The sequence below is a fragment of the Sphingomonas sp. SP2 genome, from assembly GCF_058313385.1.
The window spans coordinates 160291-177256 of sequence record NZ_JBZFLD010000001.1 but is presented as its reverse complement, the minus strand read 5'-3'; the positions used below and the strand labels follow the sequence as shown (position 1 = coordinate 177256).

20 protein-coding genes are annotated in these 16966 nt (G+C 69.3%); 7 read left to right on the top strand and 13 right to left on the bottom strand.

Going from position 1 to position 16966, the window contains the following annotated elements; genetic code table 11:
• Positions 1 to 3 precede the first annotated feature (3 nt).
• The 3 genes from rplL to AC4GYU_RS01010 all read right to left on the bottom strand — a co-directional run bounded on the left by rplL (position 4) and on the right by AC4GYU_RS01010 (position 1734).
• Complete coding sequence (rplL, locus tag AC4GYU_RS01020; RefSeq protein ID WP_491085045.1) at positions 4 to 378, bottom strand: 50S ribosomal protein L7/L12; 375 nt, start codon at positions 376 to 378, stop codon at positions 4 to 6.
• A gap of 60 nt (positions 379 to 438) precedes the next feature.
• Positions 439 to 954: a 50S ribosomal protein L10 gene (gene rplJ, locus AC4GYU_RS01015; RefSeq protein ID WP_491085044.1), complete on the bottom strand. Its 516-nt coding sequence runs from the start codon at positions 952 to 954 to the stop codon at positions 439 to 441.
• A 261-nt stretch (positions 955 to 1215) separates the two neighbouring features.
• On the bottom strand, positions 1216 to 1734 hold the full coding sequence (locus tag AC4GYU_RS01010; protein WP_491085043.1) for a GNAT family N-acetyltransferase: 519 nt from the start codon (positions 1732 to 1734) through the stop codon (positions 1216 to 1218).
• A gap of 112 nt (positions 1735 to 1846) precedes the next feature.
• Between AC4GYU_RS01010 and AC4GYU_RS01005 the strand changes: the two genes are divergently transcribed.
• Positions 1847 to 2287 (top strand): hypothetical protein, encoded by a 441-nt coding sequence (locus tag AC4GYU_RS01005; RefSeq protein ID WP_491085042.1) that lies wholly within the window; start codon positions 1847 to 1849, stop codon positions 2285 to 2287.
• Here the strand turns inward: AC4GYU_RS01005 and AC4GYU_RS01000 are convergent.
• From AC4GYU_RS01000 to AC4GYU_RS00980, 5 genes are all read right to left on the bottom strand, one after another.
• Complete coding sequence (locus AC4GYU_RS01000) at positions 2284 to 2856, bottom strand: anthranilate synthase component II (RefSeq protein ID WP_491085041.1); 573 nt, start codon at positions 2854 to 2856, stop codon at positions 2284 to 2286. The two genes, AC4GYU_RS01005 and AC4GYU_RS01000, sit on opposite strands and share 4 nt — an antisense overlap.
• The gene (locus AC4GYU_RS00995) at positions 2853 to 4340 is read right to left on the bottom strand and encodes a chorismate-binding protein (protein WP_491085040.1); all 1488 of its coding nucleotides are present in this window, start codon (positions 4338 to 4340) and stop codon (positions 2853 to 2855) included. Before AC4GYU_RS00995 ends, AC4GYU_RS01000 begins: the two co-directional genes overlap by 4 nt.
• A complete protein-coding gene (gene aroF / locus AC4GYU_RS00990; protein WP_491085039.1) occupies positions 4337 to 5350 on the bottom strand; it encodes a 3-deoxy-7-phosphoheptulonate synthase in 1014 nt (337 codons plus the stop codon). The genes AC4GYU_RS00995 and aroF overlap by 4 nt, the downstream gene beginning before the upstream one ends.
• 300 nt (positions 5351 to 5650) lie before the next feature.
• Positions 5651 to 6058 (bottom strand): UrcA family protein, encoded by a 408-nt coding sequence (locus tag AC4GYU_RS00985; RefSeq protein WP_491085038.1) that lies wholly within the window; start codon positions 6056 to 6058, stop codon positions 5651 to 5653.
• A 207-nt stretch (positions 6059 to 6265) separates the two neighbouring features.
• On the bottom strand, positions 6266 to 6802 hold the full coding sequence (locus AC4GYU_RS00980) for a hypothetical protein (protein WP_491085037.1): 537 nt from the start codon (positions 6800 to 6802) through the stop codon (positions 6266 to 6268).
• A 193-nt stretch (positions 6803 to 6995) separates the two neighbouring features.
• Here AC4GYU_RS00980 and AC4GYU_RS00975 point away from each other — a divergent pair, with 193 nt between their 5' ends.
• The gene (locus AC4GYU_RS00975) at positions 6996 to 9815 is read left to right on the top strand and encodes a M16 family metallopeptidase (protein WP_491085036.1); all 2820 of its coding nucleotides are present in this window, start codon (positions 6996 to 6998) and stop codon (positions 9813 to 9815) included.
• A 1-nt stretch (position 9816) separates the two neighbouring features.
• Here AC4GYU_RS00975 and AC4GYU_RS00970 read toward each other — a convergent pair whose 3' ends face one another.
• From AC4GYU_RS00970 to AC4GYU_RS00950, 5 genes are all read right to left on the bottom strand, one after another.
• Complete coding sequence (locus AC4GYU_RS00970; RefSeq protein WP_491086861.1) at positions 9817 to 11001, bottom strand: BaiN/RdsA family NAD(P)/FAD-dependent oxidoreductase; 1185 nt, start codon at positions 10999 to 11001, stop codon at positions 9817 to 9819.
• Between the two features lie 2 nt (positions 11002 to 11003).
• The gene (locus tag AC4GYU_RS00965; protein ID WP_491085035.1) at positions 11004 to 11228 is read right to left on the bottom strand and encodes a hypothetical protein; all 225 of its coding nucleotides are present in this window, start codon (positions 11226 to 11228) and stop codon (positions 11004 to 11006) included.
• A gap of 86 nt (positions 11229 to 11314) precedes the next feature.
• Complete coding sequence (rplA, locus tag AC4GYU_RS00960; RefSeq protein WP_491085034.1) at positions 11315 to 12010, bottom strand: 50S ribosomal protein L1; 696 nt, start codon at positions 12008 to 12010, stop codon at positions 11315 to 11317.
• Between the two features lie 3 nt (positions 12011 to 12013).
• A complete protein-coding gene (rplK, locus tag AC4GYU_RS00955; protein ID WP_491085033.1) occupies positions 12014 to 12445 on the bottom strand; it encodes a 50S ribosomal protein L11 in 432 nt (143 codons plus the stop codon).
• A gap of 300 nt (positions 12446 to 12745) precedes the next feature.
• Positions 12746 to 13609, bottom strand: coding sequence for an alpha/beta hydrolase (locus AC4GYU_RS00950; RefSeq protein WP_491085032.1), 864 nt, complete (start codon positions 13607 to 13609; stop codon positions 12746 to 12748).
• A 147-nt stretch (positions 13610 to 13756) separates the two neighbouring features.
• On the opposite strand from AC4GYU_RS00950, the gene AC4GYU_RS00945 reads away from it, so the two are divergent.
• The 5 genes from AC4GYU_RS00945 to msrA all read left to right on the top strand — a co-directional run bounded on the left by AC4GYU_RS00945 (position 13757) and on the right by msrA (position 16873).
• Positions 13757 to 14302, top strand: a complete 546-nt coding sequence (locus AC4GYU_RS00945) for a fasciclin domain-containing protein (protein ID WP_491085031.1) — start codon at positions 13757 to 13759, stop codon at positions 14300 to 14302.
• 146 nt (positions 14303 to 14448) lie between these two features.
• Positions 14449 to 15015: a sigma-70 family RNA polymerase sigma factor gene (locus AC4GYU_RS00940; RefSeq protein WP_491085030.1), complete on the top strand. Its 567-nt coding sequence runs from the start codon at positions 14449 to 14451 to the stop codon at positions 15013 to 15015.
• A complete protein-coding gene (locus AC4GYU_RS00935; protein WP_491085029.1) occupies positions 15012 to 15734 on the top strand; it encodes an anti-sigma factor in 723 nt (240 codons plus the stop codon). Before AC4GYU_RS00940 ends, AC4GYU_RS00935 begins: the two co-directional genes overlap by 4 nt.
• Before the next feature lie 60 nt (positions 15735 to 15794).
• Entirely contained in the window at positions 15795 to 16280 is a 486-nt protein-coding gene (gene msrB, locus AC4GYU_RS00930; RefSeq protein ID WP_491085028.1) for a peptide-methionine (R)-S-oxide reductase MsrB, read from the top strand.
• A complete protein-coding gene (msrA, locus tag AC4GYU_RS00925) occupies positions 16280 to 16873 on the top strand; it encodes a peptide-methionine (S)-S-oxide reductase MsrA (RefSeq protein ID WP_491085027.1) in 594 nt (197 codons plus the stop codon). The genes msrB and msrA overlap by 1 nt, the downstream gene beginning before the upstream one ends.
• Positions 16874 to 16966: the final 93 nt, after the last annotated feature.

Genomic DNA, 16966 nt, shown 5'->3' with positions numbered 1-16966 from the left:
AGCTTACTTGAGCTCGACGGTGCCGCCGGCTTCCTCGATCTGCTTCTTGATCTTCTCGGCTTCGTCCTTGCCGATGCCTTCCTTGAGCGGCTTCGGAGCGCCTTCGACCAGCGCCTTGGCTTCGCCCAGGCCCAGGCCGGTGATGGCGCGGACTTCCTTGATGACGTTGATCTTCTTGCCACCGTCGCCGGTGAGGATCACGTCGAACTCGGTCTTCTCTTCGGCGGCCGGAGCGGCAGCGCCGGCGGCCGGGCCAGCGACGGCGACGGCAGCGGCGGCCGAAACGCCCCACTTCTCTTCGAGCGCCTTGGCGAGGTCAGCGGCCTCGAGGACGGTGAGCGCCGACAGCTGGTCGACGAGGTTGTTGATGTCAGCCATTTTCTACTCCTGTGCGGGGCAGTGCCCCTGATTGTCGTGTGTCTTGTAAACCGAAGAACCTCAGGCGGCTTCCTGCGCAGCGTAGGCGCCGAAGACGCGGGCCAGCTGAGCACCGGGCTCGTTGATGGTCCGGGCGATCTTGCTCGCCGGGGCCTGCATGAGGCCGACGAGGGTCGCGCGGAGTTCATCGAGGCTCGGAAGCTCGGCGAGCGCCTTGATCCCATTCACGTCGAGGACGGTATCACCCATTGCCCCGCCGACGATCTCGAGCTTGTCGTTCGTCTTGGCGAAGTCCACGGCGACCTTGGCGGCCGCCACGGGATCGATCGAGGTGGCAAGGGCCGTGGGGCCCTTGAGCAGCTCGCCGATGGGCTGATAGCGCGTGCCATCGAGCGCAATGAGAGCCAGACGGTTCTTCGCAACCTTGAACTGGGCCCCGGCGTCGCGCATCCGCAGGCGGAGATCGGTGGACTGGGCCACCGACAGACCGAGATTGCGGGTGATGACCACCACGCTGGTCTCGGTAAAGACCTGCTTCAGCTCGGCAACGAGGTCCGCCTTTTGCGAACGATCCATGCCAACTCCAAACATATGGCCGATGCCCGAAGGCAGCGACCGGCTTCATGACCCGCAGGCCTGATGGCCAACGGGAGCTCATGTCCGTGGGGTTGGGAGGCGCGTGCGTGGTTTGACGCACGACAGAGCGGAGCAAGGCTCCACTTGAAACTCTCTTCCCCGTCTAGGCCGGAAATTAAGGGGCAAGGCCCCACCAGCTGTCTCGGACGGTGGCCGGGCGAACCCGGCACGGGCGGCCCAATAGCAGAAAGTGCCGGGAGATCAAGGCGGCGACGCGCTGCCGTCCCCAAGCTCGCGCTGGAGATAGACGCTGTCGAGCCAGCGGCCGTGCTTCCAGCCCATGCCGCTAAAGCGACCGACCTCGCGGAATCCTAGCGCCTCGTGGAGCGCGATCGACGCCGGCTCGGCCCCGCCCACCACCGCCAGCATCTGGCGAAAACCGTGCGCCTCGCCGGCCTCGATGAGCGCGCCAAGCAGCGCCTTTCCGATCCCCCGGCCAACGAGGGCCGGCGCGACATAAATGCTGTCCTCGCAAGCCCAGGTATAGGCCGGGCGCGGGCGATATTGGGTCGCATAGGCATATCCCGCGACATCGCCGTCGAGCTCCGCAACCAGCGCTGGCCAGCCCGCCTCGACCACCGCCGCAAGCCGCCGCGCCATCTCGGCCTCGCCCGGCGGCTCGGTCTCGTAGGAGGCGGTGCCGTGGAGGACGTGGTGGCCGTAGATGGCGGCGGCCGCGGCGGCGTCGCTGTCTTGGTAGGGTCGGATGAACGGGCTCACCTTCGCGGCATGCAGCGGTCCGCACGCCCTGCCAAGGTGAAGTGCTGACCCGCGTTCCGCAGCCCGATGCGGCTTCCAAGCGTTGTCATGGCGGACAGCCAAGGAGGAACTGATGTCGGACACACTGGGTGATCATGACGAACCGCGCGGCGCGCTTCACGGCAACCTGTTCGGGCGAGCCGAGCATGATGCCGCCGCGGCCTTCCGGAAGCACCGAGACGGCGACGATCCGCGCGCCCGCGCCGCGGCGGACGACTGGAACCAACACTTCGGGCGCGAAGGCCATGAAGGCAGCTATGCTCCTCACGACCCCTATGAGCGCTATCGCGAGCGGTATCTTGCAGAGATGGACCGCGACTATGACGAATGGTGCCGGACCCGCGAGGAGGCATTCCACAACGAGTTCGACGACTGGCGCCAGCGTCGCCGTCAGGTGCCCGCAAGCAACCAACCCGGCGGCGACGAGATGATCCTGTCGGACCGGGTCGCCGACAGCCTCGAGCAGCCGACCGACGCTGCCCCTCCGGCCCGGGCCAGGCGGCCGCGCCGCTAGTCGAACATCGTCACGAGATTGCGTAGCATCGCATCGCCATGCGTGGTGAGGATGCTCTCGGGATGGAATTGCAGTCCCGCCTGGAGCGCCTCGGGGTCGCTGAACGCCATGGCCATGCCGCCGATCGCGGCGTGGACGGTGAAGCGAGCTGGGAGGTCGCGGGTGCAGAGCGAATGGTAGCGCCCGACCCGGGCGGGGCTCTCGATCTCCGCGAACGGACCCCGGCCGTCGTGGGCGAGAAGGATCGACTTTCCGTGAACCGGCTCGTCCGCCCGGTCGACCCGTCCGCCGGCCTGCTCGACGATCGCCTGATGGCCCAGGCAGACCCCGATCACGGGGACCTTGCCCTTCGCAAGCGCGATGAGTTCGAGGCAGCAGCCCGCGCCTTGGGGCGAGCCCGGACCGGGGGAGATCATGATTGTGGCGCCCAGTGCCTGCGCCTCGGCGAGGGCGACTGCCGCCGGGACCGAATTGCGGCGCACGGTAACGCGGATCCCGAGCCGTTCGAGGCTTTCGACGAGGTTGAAGGTGAAGCTGTCAAGATTGTCGATGAGGAGTACGGGCTTCACTGGCTGAGCACTCCAAGGAGGGCGGAGGCCTTGGCGCGCGTCTCCGCCGCCTCGGCGTCGGGGATGCTGTCATGGACCACGCCCGCGCCCGAGCGGACCGCAGCGACGCCGTCGCGGACGAGCGCCGAGCGGATCACGACGGCGGTGTCCATCCGGCCGTCCCCCGCGATCCAGCCGATCGCTCCGCCATAGGCACCGCGCCGGGTCGCCTCATGGGCACGAAGCAACTGCATGGCGCGGATCTTGGGGGCGCCGACGAGCGTCCCGACGTTGAGGCAGGCCGCGAGCGCGTCGAAGGCGTCATAGCCCGGCCGAAGCGTTCCCGTGACCGAGGAAACGAGATGCATGACCCGCGCGAAGCGCTCGACCGTCAACAGCTTCGCCACCCGCCGCGTGCCGGGCAGCGAGACCCGCGCGACGTCGTTGCGGGCAAGGTCGACCAGCATCATGTGTTCGGCCAGCTCCTTGCCGTCGAGGCGCATCTCGGCCTCCATCCGGTCATCGGCATCGGGACTGACGCCGCGCGGCCGCGTACCGGCGATCGGCTTCACCTCGACCGTCCGTCCGCCCGGCCCGCCCGAGGACAGGCGAACGCTGGTCTCGGGGCTCGCGCCGAGCAATGTCCAGTCGGCGGTGGCGAGGTAGAAGCGATAGCTGGCCGGCTCCGCGGTGCGGAGGCGGGCATAAGCGCCGAGCGGCTCGGGGCAGGGGCCGGTGAAGGTCCGGCTCGGCACGATCTGATAGACCTCGCCTGCGGCGATCTCCTCCTTGAGGCGCGCCACCAGCGCCGCAAAGGCGCTATCGTCGAGGTCAGGGGTGAACGCCGCCTCCCTGTTGCCTTCGCTGCGAGCGACGGCGCCGGGCGCCTCGCCCGCCAGCGCGGCAAGCCCTTCCTCGAGCCGCCGCGCCGCGTCATGCGCGTGGCGTTCGTCGGGCCCGAAGGCGGTGCAGAGCAGTCGCGCCGATCCGCCGGGCGCGATGGTCAGCAGCGTATCGGGCACGAAGAAGAGATATTCGGGAAAGTCTGCCGCCGGGCCCGTCGGCATCGCCTCGCCCCAGGCAGCGAGATCGAAGCCCGCGACGCCGAGGAGGACGGCGCCGAACGGCTCCCCGCGCGGGGCCGCGGCCGCGTCGAGCAAGGCGCGCAGGGCGTGGAGCGGCTGCGGCCCGAGGAGCCGCTCGGCCGCGTCGGTCCCGTCCGGCTGGCGATAGGTCAGGAGCAGCCGGTCGATCCGCCGCTCGCTGATCGCCGGGCTGTCGACCGCCGCGAGGAGCGCTTCGCCATTGGGGTTGAGCGCTTCCAGCGTCACCGTCCCGTCGCGTGCCTCGGCCCGGACGCAGGCCCGCCCCATGACCAGCACCTGGCCGTCGGGCGCTTCGAACAGTCCGGTGTCGGTCGTGTCGTCGGCAAGCGCCCGATAGGCGGCGAGGGGATCGAGACCCGCGGGCAGTCGCCGGGCGAGGACCCGTGCCTCGACCTTCACAGCTGTCGGCCGACCGCCGCGGCGACCGGGGCAAGCGCCGCCATCAGCGCCTCGAACTGCGCCGGGTAGAGCGATTGCGCGCCGTCCGACAGGGCCACCGCGGGATTGCGGTGGACCTCGATCATCAGCCCGTCGGCGCCGGCCGCGGTCGCGGCGAGGCTCATCGGCGGAACGAGGTCGCGCGCACCCGTGCCATGGCTTGGATCGACCACGATCGGAAGATGGGTCTTGCCCTTCACATACGGGACCGCGTTCAAGTCGAGGGTGTTGCGGGTCGCGGGCTCGAAGGTCCGGATGCCGCGCTCGCACAGGATCACCTGGTGGTTGCCCGCCGCCATCAGATATTCGGCCGCCAGCAGCCATTCCTGGATCGTCGCCGACAGGCCGCGCTTGAGGAGCACTGGCCGACCCGCCGCGCCGACCGCGCGGAGAAGCGCGAAATTCTGCATGTTGCGCGCGCCGATCTGGAGGCAGTCGGCGGCCTCGGCGACGCGAGCGACGTCGGCCGTGTCCATCACTTCGGTGACCACGGGAAGACCGAGGTCGTCGCCGACCTCGCGGAGGATCTTGAGCCCGTCGGGGCCATGACCCGAAAAGCCATAGGGCGATGTGCGCGGCTTGTAGGCGCCGGCCCGCAGGAGGGTCGCGCCCGCCGCCTTCACCGCGCTCGCCGTCTCGTGCAGCTGCTCGGCGCTCTCGACCGCGCAGGGTCCGGCGATCACCGCTAGCCGGTCGCCGCCGATGCTCACTCCGCCGACATCGACCACCGTGTCATGGGCCTGAAGTTCGCGGCTGACGAGCTTGTAGGGGGCGAGGATCGGCTTGACGCTCTCGACCGCGGGATCGCTGTCGAGCGCCAGTTCGGCGAGCACGCGCTCGTCGCCCAGCGCGCCGAGGACGACACGCTCGGCGCCAGGCATGTGGAGAGGCTTCAGCCCGGCGTCGGCGATCCGGGCGATCAGCCGATCCGCGCTGTCGGCGGGGGCTTCGGGCTTGAGTACGATGATCATCGAAATTGTCCTGTCGGTCGGAAAGAAGGTGCCGGCAGGAGCATCGCGACCAACGAAAAACCCGCCGGGATGCGGCGGGTCGGTCAGTCAGCGCTTAGGGAAAGATAGCGCTATTGGCCGGCACACCGCGACAAGGTCTGCCAGCGCCACCAATGGCGAAGGTTGGACGTGAGGGTGATGCGAACCATGGCCTCACGCAAACCGGAAAGAGTCCAACAGGTCAAGCCCAAAGCCGCGACATGGGCCATGCGCGGTATCGCGAGGAGACCGGCGCATGGCCCTGTTGGCGCGGGCGAGCCGTCACTCGGCCTCGGTCCCGACGACCGCGAGGGTGGTCTCGATCCGGCTCGGCATGCCGGCGGCCGCGAGGCGGGTTGCCCGCTCGCGAAGCGCGGCGACCTGGATGACGGTCGAGGCCTGGGCGACGGCGCGGCAATTGGCTTCCTCGATGAGGACCCGGCCGGCGCTCAGCGGCGCACAGACGAAACGGGCGGCGGAGCGGATTCGGCCTTCGAGGCGGCGAACATCCTTCGCCTGCGTTAAGTCGAGGTCGCCGACCGAGACGCGCCTGGTCAGCACGTCGTCCTCCTGCGCGGTGATCCGCAATTCCGTGGCGGCGGCCGGCTGCGAGACGGTCGCGGCGACGAGGCCGAGCGCGATCGAGAAAGCGAGCGCGGCAAAGCCGGTACTCTGCAATGTCCGTGTCATGTGAATAAACCCCTTGTCGCACCGCCGGGACCATCCCGCCGGGCTTGGAAAAGGGGCCTAGATCGCGGCGCAATGGAGCGCGCGGGCGGTTCGACGCCGCGCCACGCGGGGTCGACTCAGGGGCGAACGGCCGCTCGCCCTCGACCATTCGGCGAACGGCGGGCGAAGGCCTTGCAAGACCTCGCCCGCCGCGGATTTCCGCTTGTTTTAGAAGCTGCTGCTGCCACCACCGCCGGTGATCATTTCGTCGCGACGACGGTCATCGCCCATCGGGGTCTGGCCGAACTGGCCCGTCCCGGGATCGTTGGGCTGACTTCCCATCGGCTGGCGGTCACTCTGCTGGCCTTCCATTCCGCCGGCTTGCGCGAACTGGTCCGAACCTCCTTCCGTCTCGCTCGAGGCGAAGCGGAAGGCGCTGCCGTCCTCGCGCGCCTGCTCGAAGCTGTGCGACTGGCCCATCGCCGGCGAGGACATGCCCGCCGACGAGGACTGGCCCATGCCGCCCTGCTGCTCCTTCATCAGCGCGTCGTGGAGCAGCCGCTTGGCCTGCTCGGCAAGCTGCTTCTGCGCGTCGCAGGCCTGCTGGAAGAACTGGCGATGCTCCTGCTGGCCCTGGGCGTCGCCCATGTAGATCTGGCAATTCTCCACGCCCTGGAGCGCATGATAGAGCACTGCCGTCAGGTCGTAAGTGCTGTCGCGGGTTCCGGTATTGCTTCCGCCCGTCATCGATTGATCATTGTCCATCTGCTCATTCCTCCTTGTCGACCGGCGCACCAACGCCTGGCGAAGTGGAAGCGGGCCCTCCGTTCGCCGCAGTCGGGCCGCGACCAGCCGAGCGTGGCTGCGTCGAGCCCTGCGACCGTTCGTCGAAGGCGGCTTGCCGGGCAGGGGCCAGTCTCCAGACTTGCCCGGCCATTTCGATCAAGGGGATATTTCCGTGACCAAGTCGTTCCGAGTTGCGCTTGGCGGCGCACTCCTGACCAGCGCCATTGCCCTGCCGGTGGCGGCCGCTGCGCAGACCAGCCGCCTCAGCGCGCCCACCATCCCCTTCACCGAACGGCGGCTCGCCAACGGCCTGCGGGTCATCGCCATCCGTGACACCAGCACGCCCGACGTCACCACCTCCATGTGGTACGAGGTGGGCTCGAAGCATGACCCCGAGGGCCGCTCGGGCTTCGCGCACCTGTTCGAGCACATCCTCAGCCGCAAGACGGTGAACATGCCCTACAACACCATCAACAAGATGGTGGACGATATCGGCGGCACGCGTAACGCCAGCACCTGGTACGACCGGACCAACTATTACGAGACGGTCCCGGCCCAGTATCTCGAGCGGATGCTCTGGACCCATGCCGAGCGCATGGCCCGCCCGGTCATCGACAAAGAGGTGTTCGAGACCGAACGCAATGTCGTGAAGGAAGAGCTCCGCCAGCGCGTGCTCGCGCCGCCCTACGGCCGGCTCTACTCCTTCGCGCTCGGCGAGAATGTCTACAACGTGCTGCCCCATCGCCGCCCGACGATCGGCAGCATCGCCGACCTCGACAGCGCCACGCTCGACGATGCGCGCGCCTTCCACGAGGCCTTTTACGGCCCGGATTCGGCGACCCTCGTCGTCAGCGGCAATTTCCAGCCGGCGCAGCTCGACGCGCTGGTGAACAAATATTTCGGCGCCATCCCCAAGCGGGCGCGGCCGGCGAGCCTCGTCATCAAGGGCAAGGACCGTCCGCTCGACGGTCGCCGGGTCAATGCCACCGGCCCGAACGTCCCGCTGCCGGTGGTCGGTGCCGCCTGGCAGACGCCGGGCGCGGCAAGCAGCGACATGGCCGTGCTTGAGGTGCTCGACGCCATCCTCACCCGCGGCGACAGCAATCGGCTCGAGACCGCGCTGGTGAAGACCGGCCTTTCGACGCAACCGATCAGCCAGCTCAACGACACAGAGGAGCAGGGCTATTACGCGCTGATGGCGATCGTCGCGAGCGGCAAGGAGCCCGAGGTCGTCGCCACCGAGCTCGACCGGGCGCTCGACGCGCTGCGCCGTCAGGGTCCGACCGCGGCCGAATTGTCTGAAGCCAAGAACGAGCTTCTTTCCGCCGGTCTCCAGGAGCGCGAGGTGGCGAGCAGCCGTGCCTTCACGCTCGGCGAAGGGCTGGTCCGGACCGGCGATCCCCGCGCGGCCGACAAGCGGCTGGCGGCGGTCACCCGGGTCACCGCGTTCGACGTGCAGCGCGTCGCGCGCACCATCCTCGATCCCTCGCGGCGGATCGAATTGCGCTACGCCAAGGGGGACGGCGACGCGAAGGGCTGGGCCAATCCGACCCCGCTGCCCCGCTTCAGCAGCCCGCCGCCGGCGGCACAGGCGCCACTCGCTTTGCTTCCCGAAGGCCAGCGCCAGGCGCCGCCCGCACCGGGCACGCCGGCCCCGTTCAAGGTGCCGGCGCTGACCGAGGCGACGCTCGCCAATGGCCTGAAGCTGGTAACGGCGCGGACCAGCAACGTGCCGCTCGCGACCCTCACCGTCGCGATCCGTGCGGGCAGCGCGGTAGAGCCGCGCGCCAAGGCCGGTCTCGCCGGCATGGTCGCCAGCATTGCGAGCAAGGGCACGCCGACCCGCTCGGCCGACCAGATTGCCGCCGGGCTCGAGCGACTGGGGGCGGAACTCTCGACCTCGGCCTCGCTCGACGGGACGGTCCTGTCGGTGACCGCGCCAGTCGCGACCCTGCCGCAGGCAGCCGAAATCCTCGGCGACGTCCTCGCCAATGCTTCCTTCCCCGAGGCCGATTTCACCCGCGAGAAGAAGAGGTCGCTCGACGGCCTCCAGGTCGCGCTCAAGGACCCCGGGCAGATTGCCGGTCTGGCGCTCGCGCCCGTGGTCTTCGGAAGCGCGCCTTATGGCACTGTCGCAAGCCCCGGCACCATCGGCGCGCTGTCGCGGGAGGATCTCGCCCAGTTCCGACAGACCTGGTGGCGGCCCGACCTCGCCACAGCCTTCGTCTCGGGCGGTATCGATGCCGCGCAGGCCCGTTCGCTGGTCGAGCGCGCGCTCGGCGGGTGGAAGGCAAGCGGCGCGGCGCCGGCGCTACCGGCGGATGTCGCCGGGGCCGAGCAGGCCCCGCGGACCCTGGTCATCGACCTTCCGGGTGCCGGCCAGGCGACGGTCGTCGCGGCGATGCGCGGGATCGCCCGCTCGGACGCGGGCTATTATGACGCGCTGCTCGCCAACAGCATCCTCGGCGGATCCTCGACCGGACGACTGTTCCAGGAGATCCGGGTCAAGCGCGCGCTGAGCTATGGTGCGGGGAGCTCGCTCGCGGCCGGCCTCGGCAGCGGCTCGCTGTCGGCCAGTGCCTCGACCAAGAACGAGAGCGCGGCCGAGGTGGCGAAGGTGTTCCTCGACGAATTGCAGCGGATCGGCAGCGAGCCGCTCAGCGCGACCGACGTCGAGAACCGCAAGACCTTCATGATCGGGAGCTTCCAGCGTTCGCTCCAGAGCAGCGTCGGCTTCAACGGCCAGCTGGCGGGGGCGGCGCTGCGCGGGCTGAGCCCGGCCGACCAGCTTGCCTATGTCGAGCGGGTGCGGGCGGTCGGCGGGACTGCGGCGACGAGCGCGATCGGGAAGCTCGTCGCACCGAACCGGATCAGCCTCATCATCGTCGGTGACAGCGCCAAGTTCATCGACAAGGTGCGGGCGATGCGGCCCGACGTGGTGGTGGTTCCGGCCGACAAGCTCGACCTCGCGACCCTCGGCATGATGCGCTGAGCTAGAGGGCCTGGGCGGCGGCCACCCCGCTCGCCCAGGCCCACTGGAAATTGTAGCCGCCGAGCCAGCCGGTAACGTCCACCGCCTCGCCGATGGCGTAGAGACCGGGGACCTTGCGCGCTTCCATCGTCTGGGAGGAGAGGTCGGCGGTGCTGATCCCGCCGACGGTCACCTCGGCCTTGGCGAAGCCTTCGGTCCCGCTCGGCTGGAATTGCCAGTCCGCCAGCCTTTGCTCGGCCGCGGTCAGCGCCTTGTCGGACGCATTGCCGAGTTCGGTGGAGAGGCCGAGGCGCTCGGCCAGCGTGTCGGCAAGGCGGCCGGGGAGATGCTCGCCGAGCACCGTCGCGAGCCTGGCCCGGGGCCGCTGCCGCTTGGCCTCGCGCAGCCAGCCGTCACCGCTTGCCGGGAGGAAGTCGATCGCGATGGCCTGGCCATGGCGCCAGTAGCTCGACACCTGGAGGACCGCCGGGCCGCTCATGCCCTTGTGGGTAAAGAGCGCGGCCTCGCGGAAGGCGGCCTTGCCGCAGCGCGCCTCGACCGGCGCGGCGACGCCCGACAGCTCGCGGAACAGCGCTTCGTCCCCGCCGAGGGTCAGCGGGACGAGGGCAGGGCGGGGCTCGACCACCTTGAGCCCGAACTGGCGGGCGAGGTCATAAGCGAAGCCGGTCGCGCCGAGCTTGGGAATGGAGGGCCCGCCGGTGGCGATGACGAGGCTCGGCGCCTCCGCGTTCCAGCTTCCCGCCTCGACCCGGAAACGGGCGTCGGCATGGCTGACCGAACGGATCGGCGCGTCGAGCGCGAGGGTGACCCCGCCGGCGCGGCACTCCTCGAGGAGCATGCCCACGATCTGTCGGGCCGAGCCGTCACAGAAGAGTTGGCCGAGGGTCTTCTCGTGCCAGGCGATGCCATGCTTCTCGACCAGGCCGAGGAAGTCGCGCGGCGTGTAGCGGGCGAGGGCCGAGCGGGCGAAATGCGGATTGGCGGAGAGGTAGCGGTCGGGGGCGGTGCCGAGGTTGGTGAAATTGCACCGCCCGCCGCCCGAAATGAGGATCTTGCGGCCGGGCTCGGGGGCATGGTCGATGACTAGCACCCGCCGGCCGCGCTGGCCCGCGAAGGCGGCGCACATCAGCCCGGCGCCACCGGCACCGAGAATGATCGCGTCGAACTGGCGGGTCCCCCGGGTCAGCCTTACTCGCCTTCGAGGGGCAGGGTGTCGACCTCGTCGCCATCCTCGAGCGCGGCACCGCTGGCGGCGCCTTCGGCGTCAGCGAGGTCGCGGGCGGCGAATTCGAGCTCGAGACCGCTGGCGGCGTCGCCGGCAAGTTCGTTGGGCGAGGCGAGCGGGTGGTCGTTGCTGAACTGCTCTTCCTCGGCGTCCAGTCGGGTGTCTTCGTCACGGGGGCGGTCGGTCATAATCATGTCTCCTAGACCCGCCCAACGTGAAAGAGGCCGCGACGTTTCCGCCGCGGCCCCCTCATTCGACCCAGAGGTCAAAGCCTTCAGGCGACGCCTTCTTCGAGCGAGACCTTGATGCCCGGGCCCATCGACGAGCTGATCGCCGCCTTGCGGAGATACTTGCCCTTGGCGCCGGCCGGCTTGGCCTTGGTGATGGCGTCGACGAACGCGTCATAGTTGGCGCGCAGGTCTTCGGCGGCGAAGCTCGCCTTGCCGATGCCGGCGTGGATGATGCCCGCCTTCTCGACGCGGAACTCGATCTGGCCGGCCTTGGCGTCGGTGACGGCCTTGGTGACGTCCATGGTGACGGTGCCGAGCTTCGGGTTCGGCATCAGGCCCTTCGGACCCAGCACCTTACCGAGACGACCGACGACGCCCATCATGTCCGGGGTCGCGATGACGCGGTCATAGTCGAGCTTGCCGGCCTGCATCTCTTCCATCAGGTCCTCGGCACCCACGCGGTCGGCGCCGGCGGCGGTGGCCTCGTCGGCCTTGCCACCCTTGGCGAAGACGGCGACGCGGACGGTCTTGCCGGTGCCCTTGGGGAGGTTGACGACGCCGCGGACCATCTGGTCAGCGTGGCGCGGATCGACGCCGAGGTTCAGCGCGACTTCGATCGATTCGTCGAACTTGGCGGTGGCGAGGGTCTTGGCGAGCGCAATGGCTTCATCGACGCCATAGAGCTTCTCGCGGTCGACCTGGTCGGCCTGGCTCTTCTGCTTCTTGGTCAGCTTGGCCATGTCTTAGCCCTCCACCACTTCGAGGCCCATCGCGCGGGCGCTGCCTTCGATGATCTTGGTCGCGGCCTCGATGTCGTTGGCGTTGAGATCCTTCATCTTGGTCTCGGCGATCTCGGCGAGCTGCGAACGCTTGATCTTGCCCGCGCTGACCTTGCCCGGCTCCTTCGAGCCCGACTTGAGGCCGGCGGCCTTCTTGATCAGGAACGACGCCGGCGGCGTCTTGGTGGCGAAGGAGAAGCTGCGATCCGCATAGACGGTGATCACCGTCGGGATCGGCATGCCCTTTTCCATCTCCTGCGTCGACGCGTTGAACGCCTTGCAGAATTCCATGATGTTGACGCCGCGCTGACCCAGCGCAGGGCCGATCGGCGGGGACGGGTTGGCGGCGCCGGCGGGCACCTGCAGCTTGATATAGCCGGTAATCTTCTTGGCCATGTCACTCTCTTGCTCGGGCCCGCGCGAGGCCGGCCCGGTTTCAGTTTAGCGGTACAAGCGCCCGGACACATGGCCCAGGCTCCCGCGGCGGCTCCAACGATAGCTGGAAGGCGGCGCCCCTAGCAGAGGTGGGCGCCGGAGGGAAGGGGCGGCGAAGTTGACGAAGTTGACACACTCCGCGGGTGGTTCGCCGCTTCCTTCCCGCGCGCCGCGATCACCGGGCGAGAAGAGAAAGACGGATGAGCGAACCACGGAGGTTCGTTCTCGCATTTCCGATCCTACATGGCAAGGGCGGTGGCGCTAGCGCCCGAGTTGCCGGTGGAGGAAGGACGCGCTGTCGGCAAGGGCCGGGCTGGTGCCACGGAAGGGGCGCGACAGCGACTTGGCGAGGTCGACATGGCTCTTGCCGGGATAGACCTTGAGCTCGACCGGGACGCCCGCGCTCGAGAGCTTTTCGGCGAGGACGCGGCTGTTGCGCGGATTGACAACGGTGTCGGCGCTTCCGGTCGCGAGCAGCATCGGCGGCGCAGCGCGACTGACGAAGTTGATCGGCTGCGTCTCGGCCGGGCGCGGCCAGGCGCCGAGCGCGTCGCGGCCGCGCTGTTCGGTGAAAGGGAGGAAGTCGTAGGGGCCGGAGAGGAGGGCGGCAGCCTTGATCGTCCCCGCCGGTGCCCCGGCGTCGCGCAGGAAGTGCGGGTCGAGGGCCAGCATCGCGGCATTATAGGCACCGGCCGAATGACCAGCGACCGCGATCCGGTCGGGGTCGCCGCCGTAGCGGGCGATGTTGTCGCGGGTCCATTTGACCGCCAGCGCGCCGTCTTCGACGAAGGCGGGGAAGCGAACGCTCGGCACCAGCCGATAGTCGGGCACGACGGTGACGAAGCCCTGGCCGGCAAAGCCCGACCCTGCAAAGGCATAGCCCGAGCGCGAGCCCGCGACCCAGCCGCCGCCATAGAGGAAGACCACCACCGGCAGTTTCCGGTTCGCCGTCCGCGGCGCCCAGACGTCGAGCTTCAGCCCTCGGTCGCGCGCGAAGGTGATGCCCTCCGCCACGCGGTGCGCGCCATTGTCGCCGGGAAGCAAGCCGTTGATCGAACTGAGGAGGTTTGGCGGCGAGCAGGCGGTGAGGGCGAGGATGGCGGCCGCAATGGTGAGCTTCTTCATGGCGGGATAACGCTGCCGGGGCAGCGTGGACGCAATCAAACCGCCCGACCCTGACCTTCGGGCGGTAGCTGCATCCGTTGGGCCAACGCGCCCGTAACTCCTCCCGCAGCCGATGCGAGGCTGTTCGAGACAGAGGAGTTTCCTTCGATGAAGTTCGTCCGCCTGACTGCCGCCATCCTGGCCGTTGCCGCCGTTCCGACCGTCGCCGTCGCCAAGCATCCGACCGTGGGCGGCGCGCCCATGTATCCGAACAAGACGATCGTCCAGAATGCGTCGACCGCGCCCAACCTCACGACACTGGTCGCGGCGGTGAAGGCCGCCGGACTCGTCGACACGCTGAGCGGGACCGGGCCCTTCACCGTCTTCGCGCCGACCAACGACGCCTTCGCCAAGCTTCCGGCGGGCACCGTCGACACGTTGCTCAAGCCCGAGAACAAGGCCGCGCTCCAGGGCGTGCTCACCTATCACGTGGTCGCGGGCCGGATTAATGCCGCGCAGCTGATGGCCAAGATCAAGGCCGGCGGCGGCAAGGCGACGCTCAAGACCGTCGCCGGCGGCACGCTGACCGCGCGGATGATGGGCAGCCGGATCATGCTGATCGATGCCAAGGGCGGGATGAGCCATGTGACGACCGCCAACGTCTATCAGAAGAACGGCGTGGTCCACGTCATCGACAGCGTCCTGCTGCCTTAATCGCATTCGATCAGGCGCGGGGGTATGCCTCCTGTCCCCATGCGCCGCCCGGCGGAGCCAAGCGAATGATGAGCCCGTACGTCGTCCGCAACAGCTCCGCCGGGTTTCTCTTTTCAGGTCCGCGCGCTTGCGTCATGACGGGGGCGATGGATCGCCCGGCAACGACTTCGACCCTTGCGCGCGAGGAACTGGTGTCGCTGCTGGCGCGGGTCGGCGCGGGCGACCGGATGGCGCTTCGCTCGGTCTACGAGCGGACCAGCGCCAAACTCTACGGTATCTGCCTGCGGGTACTCGGCAGCGAGGCTGAGGCGCAGGACGCGCTCCAGGATTGCTATGTCACCGTGTGGCGGCGCGCGGCGACCTTCGATCCGTCGCGGGCGAGCCCGATCACCTGGCTGGCGCTGATCGCGCACAGCCGCTCGATCGACCTCAAACGGCGTAAGGGCGGGGGCGGGGAACCGCTCGAGCTGGCCGGCGAGGTCGCCGACGAGCGCGAGGATGCGGCCACGGCGCTGCTTCGCGCCGACGAGGAGGCGCAGCTTCACCGCTGCCTCGACACGCTCGAGGCGCGGGCGCGAACCGCGATCCGCTCGGCCTTCATGGACGGGCTGACCTATGCCGAGCTGGCGACCCGGGACGGGGTCCCGCTCGGAACGATGAAGAGCATTGTGCGGCGGGGGCTCATCCGCCTCAAGGGATGCATGGAAGGATGATGGGCGAAGGCGACACCGAACGCGATGCGCTGGCGGCCGAGCTGGCGATGGGCCTGCTCGACGGCGAGGAGCGGCGCGCGGCCGAGCGGCTGGCGGCGCGTGATCCCGAGTTCGCGGCCGAGGTGCAGCGCTGGGGCGAGCGGCTTGCGCCGATGCTCGACGAGGTCGCCGAGGTCGCGCCGCCGGCCGGGCTGTACGAGCGAATCCGGCCCGAGGGCGCGAGCGCCAACGACAATGAGGCCGGCGCGAGCGGGAAGCTGCTTTTCTGGCGGGGCTGGTCGGTCGCTTCGACCGCGGTCGCCGCCGCGCTCGCTTTGTTCATCGCGCTGCGCCCGGCCAGCGAGGTGGTGGTGGCCCCGCCGCCGGTGGTAGCCGCAAGCGCGCCGATGGTGGCGGCGATGAGCGCCGACGGAAGCCCGCTCAAGCTGGTCGCGACCTACGATCCCGACCGCCGCAGCCTGGTGGTGGCGGCGGCGACCAATGTCGGCGATCCCGGGCCGCACAGCCATGAATTGTGGGTCATTCCGGCCGACGGCAAGCCGCGCTCGCTGGGCGTTTTGTCGGGCACCGGCCGGATGCACGGCGACCTGAGGCCCGATCAGGCGCGCCTGTTCGAGCAGGGCGCGACCCTGGCGATCTCGGTCGAGCCGCTGGGCGGGTCCAAGACCGGGCTTCCGACCGGGCCGGTGGTGGCGGCGGGCAAGCTCGAGACGACCTGAGTGCATCCGCAGGCCAGCCGGGCGCGTAGCTAGGGCCGGCCTTCGAGAGGAGAAGAAGCGATGGCGATCGACCGGCGGACGATGTTGGCGGGGGCGGGGCTTGCGGGTGCGGGCCTGCTCGCGACCGGGCTCGGCGGACGCGCGGACGCGGCCTTTGCGGTGCAGAAGAGCGCGGCGCAGTGGCGCGCGCAGCTCGGCCCGCAGCGTTATGCGATCCTGCGCGAGGCCTCGACCGAGCGGCCTTATTCGAGCCCGCTCAACAAGGAGCATCGCAAGGGGATGTTCGTCTGCGCGGGCTGTGCGCTGCCGCTTTATTCCTCGGCGACCAAGTTCGACAGCGGGACCGGCTGGCCGAGCTTCTGGCGCGCGCTTCCGGGCGCGGTGCTGACCAAGAGCGATTTCAGCCTGGGGATGAAGCGGACCGAGGTGCTGTGCAAGCGCTGCGGCGGGCATCTCGGGCATGTCTTCGACGACGGGCCGCCGCCGACGGGGCTGCGTTACTGCATGAACGGGCTGGCGATGCTGTTCAAGCCGGGGGCGGCGTGATGAAGAGGCTATTGATCGGGGCCGCCGCCTTGCTTGGCGCCGCCTCGCCCGCCGCGGCGCGCGAGGAGACGGCGGTGCTCGCGGGTGGCTGCTTCTGGGGACTGGAGGGCGTCTTCGAGCATGTGAAGGGCGTGACCGACGTCACCTCGGGCTATGCCGGCGGCGCGGCGGCGGACGCGACCTATGCCAGGGTCAGCAGCGAGCGGACCGGCCATGCCGAGGCGGTGCGGATCCGCTTCGATCCGGCGAAGGTCAGCTACGGCCAGCTGCTGCAGGTCTATTTCACGGTGGCGCATGATCCGACGCAGCTGAACCGGCAGGGACCGGACGAGGGGCCGAGCTATCGCTCCGCAATCTTCCCGCAGAGCCCGCAGCAGCTGGCACAGGCGCGGGCGTTCATGGCGTCGCTGTCGAAGTCGGGGGCCTTTCGCCGGCCGATCGTGACCAGGCTTGAGCGCGGCGGCTTCTATCCGGCCGAAGCCTATCACCAGGACTTCATGCGCAGGAACCCGACCTATCCCTATATCGTCGTCAACGATGCGCCGAAGGTGGCGGCGCTGAAGCGGCGCTACCCGGCGCTCTACAAGGGCTGAGGCCGCAAACGGAAAAGGCCCGCCGGTTCGTCGCCGGCGGGCCTTTTCGTTTGTGCGAATGAGGCAGGCGGATCCCGGGTCGAGCCCGGGATG

Excerpts from the sequence above, each read along its gene's own strand:
- rplJ (WP_491085044.1), bottom strand. The coding sequence starts at position 954 with ATGGATCGTTCGCAAAAGGCGGACCTCGTTGCCGAGCTGAAGCAGGTC.
- AC4GYU_RS00980 (WP_491085037.1), bottom strand. The coding sequence starts at position 6,802 with ATGGACAATGATCAATCGATGACGGGCGGAAGCAATACCGGAACCCGC.
- aroF (WP_491085039.1), bottom strand. The coding sequence starts at position 5,350 with ATGATCATCGTACTCAAGCCCGAAGCCCCCGCCGACAGCGCGGATCGG.
- AC4GYU_RS00985 (WP_491085038.1), bottom strand. The coding sequence starts at position 6,058 with ATGACACGGACATTGCAGAGTACCGGCTTTGCCGCGCTCGCTTTCTCG.
- AC4GYU_RS00935 (WP_491085029.1), top strand. The coding sequence starts at position 15,012 with ATGATGGGCGAAGGCGACACCGAACGCGATGCGCTGGCGGCCGAGCTG.
- AC4GYU_RS00965 (WP_491085035.1), bottom strand. The coding sequence starts at position 11,228 with ATGACCGACCGCCCCCGTGACGAAGACACCCGACTGGACGCCGAGGAA.
- rplK (WP_491085033.1), bottom strand. The coding sequence starts at position 12,445 with ATGGCCAAGAAGATTACCGGCTATATCAAGCTGCAGGTGCCCGCCGGC.
- rplA (WP_491085034.1), bottom strand. The coding sequence starts at position 12,010 with ATGGCCAAGCTGACCAAGAAGCAGAAGAGCCAGGCCGACCAGGTCGAC.
- AC4GYU_RS00940 (WP_491085030.1), top strand. The coding sequence starts at position 14,449 with ATGGATCGCCCGGCAACGACTTCGACCCTTGCGCGCGAGGAACTGGTG.
- AC4GYU_RS01005 (WP_491085042.1), top strand. The coding sequence starts at position 1,847 with ATGTCGGACACACTGGGTGATCATGACGAACCGCGCGGCGCGCTTCAC.
- rplL (WP_491085045.1), bottom strand. The coding sequence starts at position 378 with ATGGCTGACATCAACAACCTCGTCGACCAGCTGTCGGCGCTCACCGTC.
- AC4GYU_RS00950 (WP_491085032.1), bottom strand. The coding sequence starts at position 13,609 with ATGAAGAAGCTCACCATTGCGGCCGCCATCCTCGCCCTCACCGCCTGC.
- msrA (WP_491085027.1), top strand. The coding sequence starts at position 16,280 with ATGAAGAGGCTATTGATCGGGGCCGCCGCCTTGCTTGGCGCCGCCTCG.
- msrB (WP_491085028.1), top strand. The coding sequence starts at position 15,795 with ATGGCGATCGACCGGCGGACGATGTTGGCGGGGGCGGGGCTTGCGGGT.
- AC4GYU_RS00945 (WP_491085031.1), top strand. The coding sequence starts at position 13,757 with ATGAAGTTCGTCCGCCTGACTGCCGCCATCCTGGCCGTTGCCGCCGTT.